Origin of the sequence: Pararhizobium sp. DWP3-4 (assembly GCF_049898205.1) — a bacterium.
Taxonomy (GTDB): Bacteria; Pseudomonadota; Alphaproteobacteria; order Rhizobiales; family Rhizobiaceae; genus Pararhizobium.
The window spans coordinates 313,743-330,700 of the sequence record NZ_JAFCXF010000001.1 but is presented as its reverse complement, the minus strand read 5'-3'; the positions used below and the strand labels follow the sequence as shown (position 1 = coordinate 330,700).

The window sequence follows — 16,958 nt, the reverse complement described above, 5'->3', positions numbered from 1 at the left end:
CTCAGGTGCACATAGGATCCACCGCACCGCTGCCCTGAAATCGTTCCGATGCGTGGCCCTCGTGCCAAGACATCAGGACCAGCACCGTGACCCGCATCCAGGCCAATCTCTTCCTGCTTCTATCCGGCGCCATCTGGGGAGCCGGTTTCGTCGCCCAATCGACGGCGATGGATTCGATCGGTCCGATGTGGTTCATCGGTCTTCGGTTTGCCATTGCAACAGCGGTCGCGGCACCCTTGGCGTTGTGGGAGCATCGCAAGGCGGAAGTGCCGATGCCCAAATCAAGCATCCGCAATTTTCTCTGGATCGGGCTGGCGCTGTTTGCCGGCGCGATGACGCAGCAGCTTGGTCTCATGACCACCAGCGTCACCAATTCCGGCTTCCTGACAGGTCTTTACGTCGTGTTCGTGCCGATCCTGACGGTCGTGTTCCTGCGCCGCAAGCCGCATTGGGTCATCTGGCCGGCGGCCGGATTGGCGCTGTTGGGCATCTTCCTTCTCAGCGGCGGTACGCTTTCCGGTTTGAACAACGGCGATTTTCTGACGATCATCTGCGCTGCCTTCTGGGCGCTTCAGGTGATGCTGGTCGGCATTTTCGTCGGCAGTACCGGCCGGCCGATGCTGCTCTGCGTGGTGCAATTTGCCGTCTGTGCCGTTCTCGGCTGCCTGGCCGGGGCGATGTTCGAGCCGCTCGATATGACCGCGATCACCAACGCACTACCCGAAATCCTCTATGCCGGCCTCTTTTCCAGCGGTATCGGCTTCATCTGCCAGGTGGTCGGCCAGCGCTACACGACCGCGCCGCAGGCAGCGATCTTCCTGTCGAGGGAAGCGTTGTTTGCAGCCCTGCTCGGCGTTCTGCTTCTGGGCGAAACCATTACCATGGTGGGCTATATCGGGTGCGCGACGATCTTTGCCGCCATGCTGATTGCCGAGATCGTGCCCGAATTGACGAAATCCAAGCGCATCGCCGCCGGCGCCTGATACTGCGCCAGTAGTATGGGCACAGCGTTCTCGCCTTCGGGCGTATTGCATTAGGATGCCGACACGTACCAAGTTTTATCAAACGGTTAATATTCAAAATCCGCAATGGAGCAGCCTGCGTTACCTTGGCCGGCTGCGACACTCTCGGCCGCAAATGGCTCAAAAACGTGCATCTACATAAAAATTCTAATATTTTCAGTTATTTACAGTATATCATCAGGAGAACCACATTTTTCGGCAGTTGATTGCTTTTTAAACAAACCAAAACGGCACACTTGTTTCAAAAAACTTTTGCTTGCCAATTTAAAATAAACACAGCAAGCTTACTGTGTTCGGGCAATTTGCGAACACGGGAAGACCTTTATATTCACGCGCGCCGGACACGCACAATATTCCGGGCAGTTGGGCAAAAACGGAGTTTTTCGATGACTGGCTGCAATAACAGGACCCTTTCCTCATAGTCGAGAACTGCCTGCCGCGCGCCCTTCGGGGCAAAACATTGTAATGCTGCCCGCCGCATCCGGGCAGAGGAAAAAGGACCTGACGTATGGCCGAGACTGGCATTGTTAAATTCTTCAACACCGACAAGGGCTTTGGTTTCATCAAGCCGGATAATGGTGGGGCAGACATCTTCGTGCATATTTCCGCAGTACAGGCTTCGGGCCTGAACGGACTATCGGAGAACCAGAAGGTCAGCTTCGACACCGAACCGGATCGCCGCGGCAAAGGCCCGAAGGCGGTCAACCTGCAGGTTTCGGGCTAAACAGCCGGGTTTCGTGCAACAGATCGACGTTGAAGCCCGGCCTCGTAGCCGGGTTTTTTTATTCAGCCTGCGTTCAGTTTCGCCATAGTAATCTGGCTTCAGCATCAAGGACTGAAGTGTCCGGCCGAAAACAGGATCGAATCAATGAACAAGGTTATCAAAGCTGCCGTTCTTGCCCTCGCCACCGCAGCGACGGTCATCCCGACAGTATCGTCCGCACAGGCTGAGGACTGGGGCCGCCGCGGCTATCGTCATGGTGGCTACGACCGGGACTATCGCCGCCACAATAACGGCGACGCTGTTGCGCTCGGCGCACTTGGCCTGGCTACCGGCGTGATCATCGGCGGCGCAATTGCCAGCCAGCCGCGTTATCAGGAACGGGTCTATATCGATCCGGAACCCGAATATTATGAGCCCCGTCCGGTCTATCGCCGCCCACGCCCGGTGGTCGTTCGCAATTACGGCGGACTGGAGCCTTGGACACCCGGCTGGTACCGGTATTGCTCGCAGCGTTACCGCTCGTTCGATTCGCAGTCCGGCACGTTCCGCGGTTATGACGGCCGGGACTATTTCTGCCAGGCTGGCTGAGGCTAAAAGCAATACTTCACTGAAAAGGCACGCGCTGACCGGCACGTGCCTTTTTTGTTGTCCCGGCCCGCGGCACAGGATCGATGCCTGTCTTTAAAGGCCGCGCAGATAAGGATTGGTCCGGCGCTCCTCGCCGATCTGACCGCCCGGGCCGTGACCGCAGATGAAGCCGACACTATCGCCAAGCGGCAGGATCTTGTCGCGGATAGAATCGAGAAGCTGCTGATGGTTGCCGCCCGGCAGATCGGTGCGGCCGATGGAGCCGCGAAACAGCACGTCGCCGACATGGGCAAAACCCTGTTCGCGGTTAAAATAGACGACATGCCCAGGGGCATGGCCGGGGCAATGCAGAACCTCGAAGACATGCTCGCCGAAGGACACGGTATCGCCATCCTCCAGCCACCGGTCCGGCAGCACATTCTCGACCTTCATCGCCAGTCCGAACTTTTCAGCCTGTGTCTCCAGCTTTTCAAGCAGGGGCAGATCGTCCTTGTGCGGGCCGATAATATCGAGGTTCAGGGCGTCCTTCAGTTCCTTGGCACCGCCGGCATGGTCGATATGGCCGTGGGTCAGCCAGATCGCCTTCACCGTGATGCCGTTTTCCTTGATGGTCTGCAGGATCAGATCGACATCGCCGCCCGGATCGACGACAACGCCTTCCTTGGTTTCGGTATCGAACAAAACAGTGCAATTCTGTTGGAAATGGGTAACCGGGATAATGCCCGCCTGTAACATGCCGCTATGCCTCGCTGTCTCACTCGTTGAACAGCATATAGAACGGACGCGCTGCAATGAAAACGGCAAAGACAGGTGCAAAAGCACAGAGTAATCGCGAGAGAAATCAGGCGCGGCTGACGCAGGCGAAATCGCTTAGCGTATGTCCGCCAGTTCGACGGCTACCGGCAGCGGCGCCTGAAAATTGATCGTCGTCATCAACAGCGCGAAAACCGCGAGCTTGGCGGCAATGACGGTGACGACGACCGGGCGCAGCTGGCGCGCGGTCGAATAGTGGTCTTCGGAAACGGTCGGCTGCATGTTCGTACCCTCTCTTGTGGCGTGTAAACACCGGGATTTCCCAAAAGTTCCGATAAAGCGGAACGATTTCAATATTTTGTAATTTGGAGATATGCGCAGTTCCAATGGGAACAGCGGAATGGACAAAGCCTCGTCCGACAGACCCGCCTGCTTCACTGGAAACGGATCGCGCGGGAAATTCGGCAACTGGGAAATCTGTCGCCGGTGCCTGGGCAAAACACGCGTCCGCCTCACCATCCTATTCCCAGGAGAACGGATGCACAGGCTCTCCACCTGAAGGCGACTCTCGGCAAAAATCTCTTTTCGCAGTTGCGAAATTGACTCGTGCGAATTTTCGCCTCAACCTGCACATGCCGGATCGACGGCGTGCCAGGTGAGTCCGGGGGGCCGGACGCCGCTGGCGGACACGGGAGCAGCAAGCAATGGAAGCACTACTGCCTATCATTACGCAATTGATTGCCGGCGCAGCGGGTGGAAACGCGGCCGGCGCCGTTCTCAAGCAACAGGCACTCAGCGTCGTCGTACGGACCATCGTCGGTGCGATCGGCGGCCTTGGCGGCGGGTTTCTCGTCCAGATGCTGGGTGGCGAAGCTGCGGCCGCCGGGCTGATCACCCAAGCCATCGGCGGACTTGTCGGCGGTGGTGTCCTGACCGGGCTTGCCGGCTTGGTCATGGGCAAAAGCCGAGCCTGACACGCGGATTGCGATCCGTACCCGATCGCGTCAACGAACCAAATCTCAGCAACAAAAAAGGCGGCTCATCGGCCGCCTTTTCTTAATGCGCATCGGAGCCGCCGATTATTCTGCGGCGGCAGCGACCGGATAGACTTCCTTCATGTAGTCGTTCATCAACGTCTCGGAAATCGTCGCCGGCTTGAACGTATAGGGGCCGATCTCGGAGACCGGCGTCACCTCGGCTGCAGATCCGGTGAGGAAGCATTCCGAGAAATCGGCAAGCTCTTCCGGCATGATCACCCGTTCGACCACCTGATAGCCACGGCGCTTGGCAAGCTCGATGACCGTCTGGCGGGTGATGCCGTTGAGGAAGCAGTCCGGAACCGGCGTATGAATGACGCCGTCCTTGACGAAGAAGATGTTGGCGCCGGTCGCCTCTGCCACTTGTCCGCGATAATCGAGCATCATCGCATCGGCGTAGCCCTTGGCTTCCGCGGCATGCTTGGAAATCGTGCAGATCATGTAGAGGCCGGCGGCCTTGGAGGCGCAGGGTGCGGTCTTCGGATCAGGGCGGCGATATTCGGCGATGTCGAGGCGGATGCCCTTCAGCTTTTCGGCCGGATTGAAATAGCTGCCCCACTGCCAGATGGCGATGGCAACGTTGATGCGGTTGCTCTGGGCCGAAACGCCCATCATTTCCGACCCACGCCAGGCGATCGGACGGGCATAGGCCTCGGAGAAGCCCTGGCGCTTCAGGAGTTCAACCGTCGCCACATCCAGTTCCTCGACCGAATAGGGTATCGTGAACCCGAGAATTTCAGCCGACTTGTGCAGGCGCTTGTTGTGCTCGGTGAGCTTGAAGATGCGGCCACCATAGGCGCGCTCGCCTTCGAACACGGCGCTGGCGTAATGAAGCCCATGGGTCAGCACATGGATCTTGGCATCCTTCCAGTCGACGAACTCACCGTTGAACCAGATTTGCCCGTCCAACTGATCAAAAGGAACTGATGCCATCGTCTCATCCCTTGGCGTCCACGCGCCATTCTTGTGTTGATTGTCTTCCCTGATTCCATTTATCGGCAAACGCCAGCCAGGGAAATCCGCTATGATGAATTTGGATTGGCGATCGGCGCGGCGCGGCCTATCTTCACGGACAAGCAAACGCCGGGAGTTCGCCCTTCTGCGGTCAAAGGCTTAACAATGACGAAAAAATATGTCAATATGACTGACATATTTTTCCGAATGTTTCGTAAAGTGCATTGTAATTGAAAGGAAACGACTGCGTGGCAGGACAGCCGAACCAGAAAACCGACACCGAAACGTCCGCAGCCGGGACAGACACGATCGAAGCGGTCGATTTCGAGATTATCGAGCTGTTCTTCTTTGCCTATCGGGATTTCACCTCCGACCCCGATGTAATTCTCGAAAAGCGAGGCTTCGGGCGCGCGCACCACCGTGTCCTGCACTTCGTCGATCGCGAACCTGGCATGACGGTTGCCGACCTGCTCGAGACGCTGCGGATCACCAAGCAAAGCCTCGCCCGTGTTTTGAAACAGCTCATCGATTCAGGGTATATTCATCAAGTCGCCGGGCCGGAGGATCGCAGGCAGCGCAAGCTCTATACAACGAAGGAAGGCAAGACGTTCGCAAGAGCCTTGGCCGAGCCACAATCGCGGCGCATCGCCGAGGCCATGGAAAAAACCGGTCCCGGCGCACGCGAACTGGTCAAACGCTTCCTGGCCGGCATGAAAAATGCCGATGAAAATTGACGCCCGGCAGCCACAGCCGGCCTATACCAGATGACAGGGCCCACGACAGATGACAAAGACGATCAGGATCGACGACGATGCCGCCCATCTGCTGGTCGTGGATGACGACCGCCGGATCCGTGATCTTCTCAACCGCTATCTGATGGAGAAGGGATTTCGCGTCACCACGGCCGCGGATGCCGACCAGGCGCGCCGCAAGCTCGAAGGCATCGACTACGACCTGTTGATCGTCGATGTGATGATGCCCGGCGAGACAGGGATTTCGCTGACCCAGAGCCTGCGCAAGATCAAGACCGTGCCGGTGATCATGCTGACGGCGCTCGCCGAATCCAATGCGCGCATCGAGGGCCTGGAGGCCGGCGCCGACGATTACCTGCCCAAACCGTTCGATCCGCGCGAACTGGTGCTGCGCATCAATAATATTTTGCGGCGCAATGCACCGGCAAAGGCGCCCAAGGTCGAACAGGTCATCTTCGGTCCCTTCACCTTCTCGGTGGTGCGCAAGGAACTGCGACGCGGCGCCGACCATATCCGGCTGACCGATCGCGAGCAGGAGATCATGATGCTGTTTTCGCAGCGCGCCGGCGAGACCATCCCGCGCCATGAGCTGGTCAGCGACGAGTCGGAAGTCGGTGAACGCACTATTGACGTGCAGATCAACCGCCTGCGCCGCAAGATCGAGGATGACCCGTCCAATCCCGTCTGGCTGCAGACGGTCCGCGGCATCGGCTACCGGCTGAGCGTGGACTAATCCTATGAGCATCCGGCTGGGTATCCATGGCGAGCTTTGACATCCTGCGGCGCTCCCGCGCGCAAACCGGTGATAGCACCTGGAAGCGCTCCATGCGCTGGCTGCGCCGGCGATTGCCGATAGGGCTCTATGCCCGCTCCCTGCTGATCGTCATCATCCCGATGGTTCTGCTGCAGTCTGTCGTTGCCTTCGTCTTCATGGAGCGGCATTGGCAGTTGGTGACCCAAAGGCTGTCTGCCGCGGTGACCGGCGATATCGCCGCCGTCATCGACCTGATCGATAAAATGCCGGCTAGCGACTATGCCGATGTCATCCAGATCGCTCGCGACCGGCTCAACCTGCGTATCTCGATCGAGCCGGATGGCGAATTGCCGGCGCCCCGTCCAAAACCCTTCTTCGAAATTCTCGATCAGATCCTCAGCGAGGAGATTTCCGACCAGATCCGCAAGCCGTTCTGGATCGATACGGTGGGCAATTCGGACCTCGTCGAAGTCCGCATCAAGCTCGACGACAAGCGTATCCTGCGTGTCTATGCGCGCCGCAGCCAGGCCTATGCGTCCAACACCCATATCTTCATCGTCTGGATGGTCGGCGCCTCGCTGGTGCTTTTGACCATTGCCATCCTGTTCCTGCGCGGCCAGATCCGGCCGATCCTGGCGCTCGCCAAAGCGGCGGAGAGTTTTGGCAAGGGCCAGAAGATCGACGATTTTTCTCCGCGCGGCGCCGAAGAAATCCGCCGGGCCGGCCTCGCCTTCATCCAGATGCGCGAGCGTATCGAGCGGCAGATCGAGCAGCGCACGGCAATGCTGACCGGCGTCAGCCACGACCTCAGAACCATTCTCACCCGGTTCAAGCTGCAACTGGCCCTTGCCGGCGACAGCGCCGATCTCGACAACCTCAACCAGGATGTCGAGGATATGCAGAGCATGCTGGAAGGCTACCTCGCTTTCGCGCGCGGCGAAGCGGAGGAGGATGTCGGGCAATTGAAACTCAGCGACCTCATGAACCGGCTGACGCTCGAGGGCGAACTGCATGAAAAGGCGGTCACGACCTCGGTGGAAGGCGACGACAATATTCGCGTCCGTCCCAACGCCTTCACCCGGCTGGTTGCCAATCTGGCATCCAACGCCTACCGCTACGCCAGCACCGTCCATATCGATGCCAAGCACAGCAGCAAATGGCTGACCATCACCGTCGACGACGACGGTCCCGGCATCCCCGAACGATCACGCGAAGACGTCTTCAAACCATTCTTCCGGCTCGACGAGGCCCGCAATCTCGACAGTTCAGGAACGGGCCTCGGCCTTGCCATTGCGCTGGACATCGCCAGAAGCCATGGCGGCAATGTCACGCTGTCGGATAGCCCGATGGGTGGATTGAGAGCCGTGGTCCGGGTTCCCGTATGATCACCGCGAATAGGTGCCGGCCTGATCAGCTCGAAACGTATTTGTGAATAATGGAATTGATCAGGGTTTGATACGGGATACCTTCCTGAAGCGCGCGCGACTTCAGGCGCGCCAGGTCGGACCGCGGGACGCGTAAGGAAATCTTTTCACGATCCTCGCTGAATGTCGTCCGCGCCATTGCTTCCAACTCGGCACGGCGTTCTGCTGTCAGCACACTGCCCAAGGGCGTGGCACCGTTTTCAAGTGCCTCGATCAGCGACGCTTCTTCGTCGTCGAGATAAACACCGATTTCAGGCCTTTTCGACATCATCTTCTTCCGGCACATAAACCTGCCTAAGCCGTCGGCTTGGAAACGCGGTTTTCAGGAATAGGTTACCATCCGCATCCTGCACATAGGGAACCGCATACACATACCCCGAGAACAACACGACGAGCATTCGTTGATTCGGGTATTTTTCGGCATTCGGATGCTCTACGTCATCCACAAGCCACCGGCATCGATCGCGGCAACAATATCTTCGAAACAGACATGCCGATCCGAATGCTTCTTCAGGGCACGGTTTTTATCGATGCTCCAAAGAAATCTTGCCATCGCACTATTGTATGGACAGAGTATGGCTTGTCAAATCCATCGTGGATCAATTTGCGGCGGGCAATTTTTCACCGCGAATAGGTGCCGATCATTCCGCGCCGTTGGTTGAAGCGGTGCCAGGCGTCGATGCGTTTCGGGTGTTTTGACCGCATGACGTCGAGCGGGGCGAGAAGCCGCCCTTCCCTTTGCCAGTGCGCGTCGAAAATCTCGATGATGCGGCGGTTTGGCCATGGCTTGTTGACGATCGACAGCAGCGCCGCAAAAGCCTCCTCCTCGCGGCCAGCGCCAAAGCGGTGAGCAAGGATTCCGTAGGCAAAGGCGGTGGAGCGGCTGACGCCCGCATGGCAATGCACCAGGATGCGGCTGTCCTCCCGTTCGATGGCAGGAAGAACGGCATCGAAGAACGCCGTGACCGCATCCGGAAAATGACCAGTCGCCAGCGCATTTTCCTGATCGCGCAGCCGCACCACATGATGCTTCGCATTGGTAATGCGCGGAACGTGCTCTTCGGCCAGTTCCGGATCGAGCAGCGAAACGACATGCGAGGCCGACCAGTTGCCCGCGACCAGGGCCGCATCGCGCAGGCAGGTGACACGGACGAAGTCTCGAACGGCACAGAGGTTCATCAGCAATATCCCTGGAAGAAATTTTCTACAGCAGCCGTTTGCCGTTCGGCACCGGCTTGTCGGTGGCGGCAAGCACGATCGCGCCGGCCTTATCTTCGAAGCCCAATGTCAGGACTTCAGAGCGAAACGGGCCGATCTGGCGCGGCGGAAAATTGACGACGCCGAGCACCTGGCGGCCGACGAGGCTTTCCGGCGTGTAGTGGGCGGTGATCTGCGCCGAAGATTTCTTGAGTCCGATCTCCGGGCCGAAATCGATGACGATCTTGATGGCCGGCTTGCGCGCCTCCGGAAAAGGCGATGCCTCGACGATCGTGCCGGTGCGAATATCGACACGCTCGAAATCGGCATAAGCGATGGTCTCGGTCATGGAAAAAGTCCTGAATTAACCGGCCAGTTCTTCCGCCCGCTTGCGGGCTGCGGCAATCGCTCTGTCGAACAGAGGCTGCATGCCATCATCGGCCATGAGAATGTTGAGCGCCGCCGCCGTGGTGCCGCCCGGAGACGTCACGTTCTGGCGAAGTTTTGAGGCGTCGTCGGGGGACTGGTGCAAAAGCTCACCAGCCCCCGCGACGGTTTCCCGTGCGAGCCGCATGGCAAGGTCCGCCTGAAGACCGGCCTTGCGGCCAGCCTCCGCCATGCACTCGACGAGATAGAATACATAGGCCGGGCCGCTGCCCGAGACGGCGGTAACGGCATCGATATCGGCTTCGGTTTCGACCCATTCGACCGGGCCCGACACTTTCAACAGGTTGTGAACGAGGTCCCGCTGAGCCGCTGATACTGCACCATTGGCAAAGGCGCCGGTAACACCACGGCCGATCATCGCCGGCGTATTCGGCATCGCCCGCACCATGGCGGCATCGCCGAGATGCGATTGCATGAAGGACAGCGTCGTACCGGCGGCAACGGAAACCACTACCGTTTCAGGGCCAACAAGCCCTTTCAGCGGCGGCAGCACGGTGCCCATCATCTGCGGTTTGACCGCGAGGAACAGAACGCCGGCCTTGAGGTCCGCAGGCGCGGAAGTTGCGTGGCGCGCGCCGTTGTCGGCGATCAGCTTGGCCATGGCAGGCGGCGGACCGGGATCGATCACCAGCAGATCGGCACCGGAGATGCCGCTCTTCAGCCAGCCGGCGAGCATCGCGCCGCCCATATTGCCTGCACCGATGAGAACGATCGGACCCGACGCACGCACAGCCATCGTCATGCCTCTCCGACGGTTTCGAACATCACGGCCTCGACGGCGGTCTGTGCATCGACCCCCGACCAGACGACGAACTGGAAGGCCTGGAAATAGGATTCGCACGCTTCAAGCGCGCTCGACAGCAGAACTTCGACCTGCTGGTTGGTCGGCTCGGCGCCACCTGCAAGCAGCAGCGACTGGCGGAAGATCACCACGTCTTCCTGGCGCCAGAGATCGAAATGACCCATCAGCACCTGACCGTTGATATGGGAGAGCAGCCGGATCACTTCGTTGACGCGGCTTTCGGGAACCTTGATGTCGAAGGCGCAAGCAAGATGCAGCGCCTCGAACTCTTCCATCCAGGAGAAGGAGACGTGGTAATCGGTCCACTTCCCTTCCACTGTCATGGCGATTTCGTCCTCGCCGGAGCGCTCGAAGGACCAATCATTATTGGCCGCGACGAACTCGATCATATCGACCGGGTTCGATTGGCGCTCAAGTTCCAGTTCCATCAGGCTCATGCATCACCCCAAAAGTCCTGGTGCAGACATGCATCATCGTGTTCACACACAAGGCTGCAAACTCAAACACCAGAAACAAACACTTATGATTACCGGAAACACGACCATCCTGGCTGACATACCCTGCCCGGAGCTTGCGTGATCCGTTTCGAATCATCATTTAAAATCAGTGTATAATGCCGGAGTCCGCATGAAAGCCCCCCGGGTGAAAAATAGCGCCGGTGGTTGTGGATAGGCTCTCTTAAATTGATTCAGCACCCGTTCTTAAACGACTCTGCCATAAGCGTTTTTCGGCAGTGTCCACAGGGTGAAAGATTTATGAAAAATGCCGCCCGGGCGCCCCTGAAAAAGAGCGCCCTTGTACCGTCCCGGGACACCTGCCCCAAATATCGATCAGCCGCGGTGGCCCAGTGGGGGCCACCGCGTTGATTCTGCTTACTTGCCGGTATCGGCGAGCCGCGCCTCAAGGGCTGCGATGCGGGCCAGAAGCGCGTCGTTTTCGTCGCGCGCCTTCAGAACCATTTCGCGCACGGCTTCGAACTCCTCGCGCTTGACGATATCCATGGAATTCAGCAGCCGTTCGCCCTGAGCGCGAAAAACGGTTTCCATTTCCTTGCGCACGCCCTGGGCCGCACCCGCAGCGTCCGTCATCAGCTTGGCAAAATCATCCAGAATGCGGTTTGCGCCTGTGCTCATCGTCTCGGTCTCCGGTGTTTGGCGTCCATCGCCCACCATGCGGGCTTGAAGAGGAGGTAGGAGCACATGCGGACCGATGCAAGGAAAAATACCGGTGATGTCAGCCTTTCGTGAACGCGGCTCGCCTTGACCCTGCCTTGCCGCAAGGCCATGTTCCGGCAAACAACCAGTGGAAATGAAGCAAGACCTTGGAAACAATAGCGACACTCTTCTCGATCATGCCCTTTCCGGAAATCGATCCGGTGCTCGTTTCCATTGGCCCGCTGCAGATCCACTGGTATGGCCTGGCTTACGTGGCGGGCATCCTGATCGGCTGGCAATATGCCCGCAGACTGGCACGCAACACCGCATTGTGGCGTAACGGGTCGCAGGCCGTCACCGAAGCGCAGCTCGATGACTTCCTGCTCTGGGTTGCAGCCGGTATCGTCGGCGGCGGGCGCATCGGCTATATCCTGTTCTACGACCTGCAAAGCGTGATTGCCAACCCGATCCGGGCCTTGGAAATCTGGAATGGCGGCATGTCCTTCCATGGCGGCCTGATCGGCACGATGATTGCCATGATCCTGTTTGCCAAGCGCAACAGGATTGCCGTCTGGAGCCTGTTCGATATCGTCGCCGCCGTCGTGCCGATCGGCCTGTTCTTCGGCCGTGTCGCCAATTTCATCAATGCCGAATTGTGGGGCCGGTTATCGTCTGCGCCTTGGGCCGTCGTCTTTCCGACAGGTGGCCCTTTCGCCCGTCACCCGAGCCAGCTGTACGAGGCTGCGCTCGAAGGCCTCGTGCTGCTGACGGTCCTTGCCGTGATGATCTATTACCGCCACGCACTGAAAACCCCGGGGCTGGTCTGCGGCATCTTCGTGACCGGCTATGGTCTGGCACGCATCTTCGTGGAGTTCTTCCGCGAGCCGGACGCGCAGCTGGGCTATCTTCTGGGCGGCTGGCTGACAATGGGCATGCTGCTGTCGGTGCCGATGGTGATGATCGGCCTGTGGGCCATCCTGCGGGCCCGCCGCGCCACTGCCGCGACCGCGTGAAGGGGCCGACATGACCACGCCGCTTGCGGAAAAGATCAAGGCCATCATTCTTGCCAACGGCCCGATCAGCGTCACCGACTATTTTTCGCTTTGCCTGGCCGATCCGGAACATGGCTACTACAGGACGCGGGAACCCTTCGGCCAATCCGGCGATTTCATCACGGCGCCGGAGATCAGCCAGCTGTTTGGGGAAATGCTCGGCATCTTCCTCGTCCAGACCTGGCAGCGGCACGGTGAACCCATACCGGTCAATATTGTCGAGATCGGCCCTGGCCGTGGCACGATGATGGCCGACATCCTGCGCGTCGTCGCCAAACTGTCCCCCCGTCTCTATGAAGCGGCCAATGTCCATCTGGTCGAAACCAGCGAGCGGCTGCAGAAGGTTCAGCAGCAGACGCTGGTCGCCCACAAGTTCAAGATTTCCTGGCATGACGGCTTCGACACGTTGCCGGACGGCTTTCTGCTTCTGGTGGCCAACGAACTGTTCGACGCCATCCCCATCCGGCAGTTCGTCAAGACGGCGCAAGGGTTCAAAGAGCGGCTCGTCGGCCTTGATGCGGACGGCGAACTGGCGTTTGCGGCGGGCGTGGCCGGCATCGAACCGGACCGGCTTCCCGCATCTGCACCGGCAGCGCCTCCCGCGACGGTGTTCGAAGTCGCCCCAGCCCGCGATGCGGTGATGGCAGCGCTTAGCGAGCGTATCCGCACCCATGGCGGAACGGCCGTGATCATCGATTACGGCCATTTGGCAACCGGTCTCGGCGACACGCTGCAGGCGGTGCGCGATCATCAGTTCGATCCGCCGCTTGCCCATCCGGGGCTGGCCGACATTACCAGCCATGTCGATTTCGAACAGCTTGCCCGCAGAGCGGTGACCGAGGGCTTGCAGATCAACGGGTTGACCTATCAGGGCGATTTTCTGATCGCACTTGGCCTTGCCGAACGGGCCGCAGCGCTTGGCCGCGACAAGAGTGCCGAAACACAGGAAAACATCCGTGCTGACGCCGAACGGCTGGCCGGCGCTGGCGAAGGGAAAATGGGCGAATTGTTCAAGGTTCTGGTTGTCAGCAGCCCGAATGTGGCGCTGGTGCCCTTCCAAAAATAGCCGCTGCCAGGAAGCGCCGGCGACGTCCGCTGTCGTTTCGGTGGATTGACAGAGGCCGCCCCTTAAGGCCAACATCCGGCCAAATCACCTGGGCTGACGCAGCCGCCACGCCCGGAAAACCCACCGCATTGCAGCATATCGAAAAGGCAAAGCAACCGATGAAGGATGATGCCTTGCTCTCCCCTGTGCAAAGCCCGCTTCTCTCCGCACGAGCCGGAAATGCCATCAGGCATGGCTATTTCACCCGTGAAGGTGGCGTCTCGGGCGGCATCTATCAGGGCCTCAATGTCGGGCTCGGATCGAGCGACGACCGCGCCCACGTCGAAGAAAACCGCGCCCGGGTCAGCGCTTGGTTCGGTGCTGCGCCACAAAAATTGGCAACGGTGCATCAGGTCCATTCGCCCGACACCATCATCGTCGATGCCAGTTATGACGGCAGGCGCACTGAGGCCGACGCTCTGGTGACCGCGACGCCCGGCCTCGTCATCGGCGTGCTGTCGGCCGATTGCGGCCCCGTCCTGTTTGCCGATGCCGAGGCCGGCGTGATCGGCGCCGCGCATGCCGGCTGGAAAGGCGCGCTGACTGGTGTGCTCGAAAGCACGATCGTGGCGATGATCTCTCTGGGTGCCCGCCGCGAACATATCGCCGCAAGCCTTGGCCCATCGATCAGCCGCCGGAACTACGAAGTCGGCACCGAATTCGTCGAGCGATTTTTGGAGAAGGATCCCGGCTACGCGGCCTTCTTCACGCCCTCGCCGCGCGAGGGCCACGCCATGTTCGACCTGCCGGGACTGACCACCAGGCGGCTGACAGATGCAGGCGTCACGGCCGAAAATCTCGACCTTTGCACCTATGCGGACGAGGAGCGCTTTTTCTCCTACCGCCGCACGACCCATCGCAGCGAGCCGGATTATGGCCGGCAGATTTCTGCAATATCCATACGGGAGGCATGACATGGCACTGCATTTTACGCAGGACGAATTTTCGGCGCGGCTGGAACGGCTGACGGCCAAGATGAAGGAAGAGAAGCTGGCCGCCATGCTGCTGTTTGCGCAGGAAAGCATGTATTGGCTGACGGGCTATGACACGTTCGGCTACTGTTTCTTCCAGACGCTGGTGGTCAAGGCCGACGGTTCGATGGTTCTTTTGACCCGCTCGGCCGATCTGCGCCAGGCCAAGCACACATCCAACATCGAGCGCGTTGAAGTCTGGGTGGATCGCGTCAACGCCGATCCGACTATGGACCTGAAGAACCTGCTCAGCGATCTCGACCTGCTCGGCACCCGCATCGGCATCGAATATGATACCCATGGCATGACCGGCCGCACTGCCCGGTTGCTGGACCAGCAGCTGACGAGTTTCGGCGAACTGGTCGATGCCTCGCTGCTGGTCAGCCGCCTCCGCCTGGTAAAGAGCGCCGCAGAGATCGTCTATGTCGAAAAGGCGGCAAGCCTTGCCGACGACGCGCTGGATGCCGCCATTCCGCTGATCCATGCCGGCGGCAGCGAAGCCGCTATCCTGGCCGCGATGCAAGGGGCCGTCTTTGCCGGCGGCGGCGACTACCCCGCCAACGAATTCATCATCGGCTCCGGTGCCGACGCCCTGCTCTGCCGCTACAAGGCCGGCCGCCGGACGCTGGACGCGCAGGACCAGCTGACGCTGGAATGGGCCGGCGTCAGCGCCCACTATCACGCCGCCATGATGCGCACCGTCGTGATCGGCGAGCCCACCAACCGCCACCGCGAACTGTACAGCGCCTGCCGCGACACCATCCAGGCCATCGAGATGGTTCTCCGCCCCGGCAATACGTTCGGCACCGTGTTCGACGTGCACTCCAAGATCATGGACGAGCGCGGTCTCACCCGGCACCGGCTGAACGCCTGCGGCTACTCGCTCGGCGCCCGCTTCTCGCCGTCATGGATGGAGCACCAGATGTTCCATATGGGCAATCCGCAGGAGATCACGCCCGACATGTCGCTGTTCGTCCATATGATCATCATGGACAGTGACAGCGGCGCGGCCATGACGCTCGGTCAGACCTACCTGACCACGGACGGCGCGCCTAAGGCATTGTCGCGCTATGGGCTGGACTTCATCTCTGCTTAGGAAAATTGATCTATCGTCCTTTTGAACGGCGGAAGAAGCTGGGGCCTTCAAGGCATTCCGTCACCGAGGAACCGGACGGTAGGACAATGCACAAGCTGATCATGCTTTTTGCGAGCCTTGCAATGATTGCCGCCCTGACGGGCTGCAACAGCATGGACGACCTGACCCCGCAGGTCGATGTCGGTGCAGGCACGTTCCGCTCCCCTCCGGTCAACCAGTCCGATCTCGATTCCATGCAGACGGTTGACGTCGCGCCACAGGCATCGACGCCGGTGCAAAGCACGCAGCTTTCAGCACCCGAGCAGGAGGGATTTTCGGAAGGCCCGAGCGGCACCGTGATGGCGCAGGGCGATTCCGACTATACCGATCCGGCCGGATCGCTCGATGCGCAGGCCAGCCGTTTGCAGCAAGGCGAGATCCCGGTGCAGGAGCGGCAGGTGTCGCGCCGCCCGGTCGCCGCCGAACCCGCAGACACGGCCGATAACCGGGATACTGCGGCGAACGGGCAGGTACGCGAACCCGAACAGCAGGTGGCCGAGCAGGAGCCTCAGGACCAGCCGCCGCAAAAGTCTGCAGCCATCGCCCCTGCGGCGACAGCCGGCACGATCCGCTTCCTGCCGATCATCGGTGCGCCGGTCGAGGTCGTCACGCCGCTCTCCAAACAGCTGGGCGCCGAGGCCCGCTCTCACGGCCTGACGATCAAGGCTGCATCCGACACCAGCAGCCAGCATATCCTCAAGGGCTATTTCTCGGCACTGAACGATGGCGGCAAGACGACGGTCGTCTATGTCTGGGACGTGCTTGACGGCACAGGCAACCGGCTGCACCGCATCCAGGGACAGGATACGGTGAACGCGACAGCCGCCAATCTCTGGTCCGTCGTACCGCCACAGACGATGCAGGCGATCGCCACGAAGACCATCAACGAGTATTTGAGCTGGCGCGACGGCAATGCCGGCTAAGCACCGCGCAGAACGGAAAATCTGGCCCTTTGAGGCGAAATGTCGTTACTTCGCCACGTTTGGACAAATCTTTTTAGGATAAACTACGCTGCAACGCGGCAATCCCCTTGCATTCAAAGTCAAGGGCGTTAAGAAGCGCGCATAAGCTTGGGACGATCGAGACC

Annotated in this window: 22 protein-coding genes; 12 read left to right on the top strand and 10 right to left on the bottom strand. The window is 59.8% G+C overall.

Translation table 11 applies throughout. The features are described 5' to 3' along the window. Positions 1 to 86: 86 nt before the first annotated feature. The 3 genes from ACP7E6_RS01570 (at position 87) to ACP7E6_RS01560 (ending at position 2,334) form a co-directional block, all read left to right on the top strand. Positions 87 to 983, top strand: a complete 897-nt coding sequence (locus ACP7E6_RS01570; RefSeq protein ID WP_426227282.1) for a DMT family transporter — start codon at positions 87 to 89, stop codon at positions 981 to 983. A gap of 547 nt (positions 984 to 1,530) precedes the next feature. Next, positions 1,531 to 1,746, top strand: a complete 216-nt coding sequence (locus tag ACP7E6_RS01565; protein ID WP_037098666.1) for a cold-shock protein — start codon at positions 1,531 to 1,533, stop codon at positions 1,744 to 1,746. 144 nt (positions 1,747 to 1,890) lie between these two features. Beyond that, positions 1,891 to 2,334 (top strand): BA14K family protein, encoded by a 444-nt coding sequence (locus tag ACP7E6_RS01560; protein ID WP_426227280.1) that lies wholly within the window; start codon positions 1,891 to 1,893, stop codon positions 2,332 to 2,334. A 93-nt stretch (positions 2,335 to 2,427) separates the two neighbouring features. On the opposite strand, the gene ACP7E6_RS01555 is transcribed toward ACP7E6_RS01560, so the two are convergent. Both ACP7E6_RS01555 and ACP7E6_RS01550 read right to left on the bottom strand, forming a co-directional pair. Continuing rightward, entirely contained in the window at positions 2,428 to 3,069 is a 642-nt protein-coding gene (locus ACP7E6_RS01555) for an MBL fold metallo-hydrolase (RefSeq protein ID WP_426227278.1), read from the bottom strand. Positions 3,070 to 3,204: 135 nt separating this feature from the next. Next, a complete protein-coding gene (locus ACP7E6_RS01550; RefSeq protein WP_426227276.1) occupies positions 3,205 to 3,369 on the bottom strand; it encodes a hypothetical protein in 165 nt (54 codons plus the stop codon). A 422-nt stretch (positions 3,370 to 3,791) separates the two neighbouring features. On the opposite strand from ACP7E6_RS01550, the gene ACP7E6_RS01545 reads away from it, so the two are divergent. Next, positions 3,792 to 4,061 (top strand): hypothetical protein, encoded by a 270-nt coding sequence (locus ACP7E6_RS01545; protein WP_426122376.1) that lies wholly within the window; start codon positions 3,792 to 3,794, stop codon positions 4,059 to 4,061. 105 nt (positions 4,062 to 4,166) lie between these two features. Here ACP7E6_RS01545 and ACP7E6_RS01540 read toward each other — a convergent pair whose 3' ends face one another. After that, on the bottom strand, positions 4,167 to 5,057 hold the full coding sequence (locus ACP7E6_RS01540; protein ID WP_426227274.1) for a branched-chain amino acid aminotransferase: 891 nt from the start codon (positions 5,055 to 5,057) through the stop codon (positions 4,167 to 4,169). Positions 5,058 to 5,386: 329 nt separating this feature from the next. Here ACP7E6_RS01540 and ACP7E6_RS01535 point away from each other — a divergent pair, with 329 nt between their 5' ends. From ACP7E6_RS01535 to ACP7E6_RS01525, 3 genes are read left to right on the top strand one after another with little or no spacing between them, the layout of a single operon-like run. After that, positions 5,387 to 5,812 (top strand): MarR family winged helix-turn-helix transcriptional regulator, encoded by a 426-nt coding sequence (locus tag ACP7E6_RS01535; protein ID WP_426228492.1) that lies wholly within the window; start codon positions 5,387 to 5,389, stop codon positions 5,810 to 5,812. A gap of 49 nt (positions 5,813 to 5,861) precedes the next feature. After that, positions 5,862 to 6,563, top strand: coding sequence for a response regulator (locus tag ACP7E6_RS01530; protein WP_426227273.1), 702 nt, complete (start codon positions 5,862 to 5,864; stop codon positions 6,561 to 6,563). A gap of 26 nt (positions 6,564 to 6,589) precedes the next feature. Beyond that, the gene (locus ACP7E6_RS01525) at positions 6,590 to 7,969 is read left to right on the top strand and encodes an ATP-binding protein (RefSeq protein WP_426227271.1); all 1,380 of its coding nucleotides are present in this window, start codon (positions 6,590 to 6,592) and stop codon (positions 7,967 to 7,969) included. A 25-nt stretch (positions 7,970 to 7,994) separates the two neighbouring features. On the opposite strand, the gene ACP7E6_RS01520 is transcribed toward ACP7E6_RS01525, so the two are convergent. From ACP7E6_RS01520 to ACP7E6_RS01490, 7 genes are all read right to left on the bottom strand, one after another. Then, on the bottom strand, positions 7,995 to 8,279 hold the full coding sequence (locus ACP7E6_RS01520; RefSeq protein WP_426227270.1) for a CopG family antitoxin: 285 nt from the start codon (positions 8,277 to 8,279) through the stop codon (positions 7,995 to 7,997). After that, positions 8,260 to 8,454, bottom strand: coding sequence for a hypothetical protein (locus tag ACP7E6_RS01515; RefSeq protein ID WP_426227268.1), 195 nt, complete (start codon positions 8,452 to 8,454; stop codon positions 8,260 to 8,262). Before ACP7E6_RS01515 ends, ACP7E6_RS01520 begins: the two co-directional genes overlap by 20 nt. Before the next feature lie 175 nt (positions 8,455 to 8,629). Continuing rightward, on the bottom strand, positions 8,630 to 9,187 hold the full coding sequence (locus ACP7E6_RS01510; protein WP_426227266.1) for a protein tyrosine phosphatase: 558 nt from the start codon (positions 9,185 to 9,187) through the stop codon (positions 8,630 to 8,632). Between the two features lie 25 nt (positions 9,188 to 9,212). Next, on the bottom strand, positions 9,213 to 9,554 hold the full coding sequence (locus ACP7E6_RS01505; RefSeq protein WP_426227264.1) for a tRNA-binding protein: 342 nt from the start codon (positions 9,552 to 9,554) through the stop codon (positions 9,213 to 9,215). Positions 9,555 to 9,569: 15 nt separating this feature from the next. Beyond that, positions 9,570 to 10,388, bottom strand: coding sequence for a pyrroline-5-carboxylate reductase (gene proC, locus ACP7E6_RS01500; RefSeq protein ID WP_426227263.1), 819 nt, complete (start codon positions 10,386 to 10,388; stop codon positions 9,570 to 9,572). 2 nt (positions 10,389 to 10,390) lie between these two features. Beyond that, on the bottom strand, positions 10,391 to 10,891 hold the full coding sequence (locus ACP7E6_RS01495) for a YbjN domain-containing protein (RefSeq protein ID WP_426227261.1): 501 nt from the start codon (positions 10,889 to 10,891) through the stop codon (positions 10,391 to 10,393). A gap of 435 nt (positions 10,892 to 11,326) precedes the next feature. Further along, positions 11,327 to 11,587 (bottom strand): accessory factor UbiK family protein, encoded by a 261-nt coding sequence (locus ACP7E6_RS01490; protein ID WP_426227259.1) that lies wholly within the window; start codon positions 11,585 to 11,587, stop codon positions 11,327 to 11,329. Between the two features lie 188 nt (positions 11,588 to 11,775). Between ACP7E6_RS01490 and lgt the strand changes: the two genes are divergently transcribed. The 5 genes from lgt to ACP7E6_RS01465 all read left to right on the top strand — a co-directional run bounded on the left by lgt (position 11,776) and on the right by ACP7E6_RS01465 (position 16,794). After that, positions 11,776 to 12,621 carry a prolipoprotein diacylglyceryl transferase gene (lgt, locus tag ACP7E6_RS01485; protein WP_426227257.1) on the top strand — a complete coding sequence of 282 codons (846 nt, stop codon included), beginning with the start codon at positions 11,776 to 11,778 and terminating at the stop codon, positions 12,619 to 12,621. A 10-nt stretch (positions 12,622 to 12,631) separates the two neighbouring features. Beyond that, positions 12,632 to 13,726 carry a class I SAM-dependent methyltransferase gene (locus ACP7E6_RS01480; protein ID WP_426227255.1) on the top strand — a complete coding sequence of 365 codons (1,095 nt, stop codon included), beginning with the start codon at positions 12,632 to 12,634 and terminating at the stop codon, positions 13,724 to 13,726. A 158-nt stretch (positions 13,727 to 13,884) separates the two neighbouring features. After that, on the top strand, positions 13,885 to 14,679 hold the full coding sequence (pgeF, locus tag ACP7E6_RS01475) for a peptidoglycan editing factor PgeF (protein WP_426228490.1): 795 nt from the start codon (positions 13,885 to 13,887) through the stop codon (positions 14,677 to 14,679). Between the two features lies 1 nt (position 14,680). Beyond that, positions 14,681 to 15,832 (top strand): M24 family metallopeptidase, encoded by a 1,152-nt coding sequence (locus tag ACP7E6_RS01470; protein WP_426227253.1) that lies wholly within the window; start codon positions 14,681 to 14,683, stop codon positions 15,830 to 15,832. Positions 15,833 to 15,918: 86 nt separating this feature from the next. Next, positions 15,919 to 16,794 carry a hypothetical protein gene (locus ACP7E6_RS01465; protein WP_426227251.1) on the top strand — a complete coding sequence of 292 codons (876 nt, stop codon included), beginning with the start codon at positions 15,919 to 15,921 and terminating at the stop codon, positions 16,792 to 16,794. Positions 16,795 to 16,958: the final 164 nt, after the last annotated feature.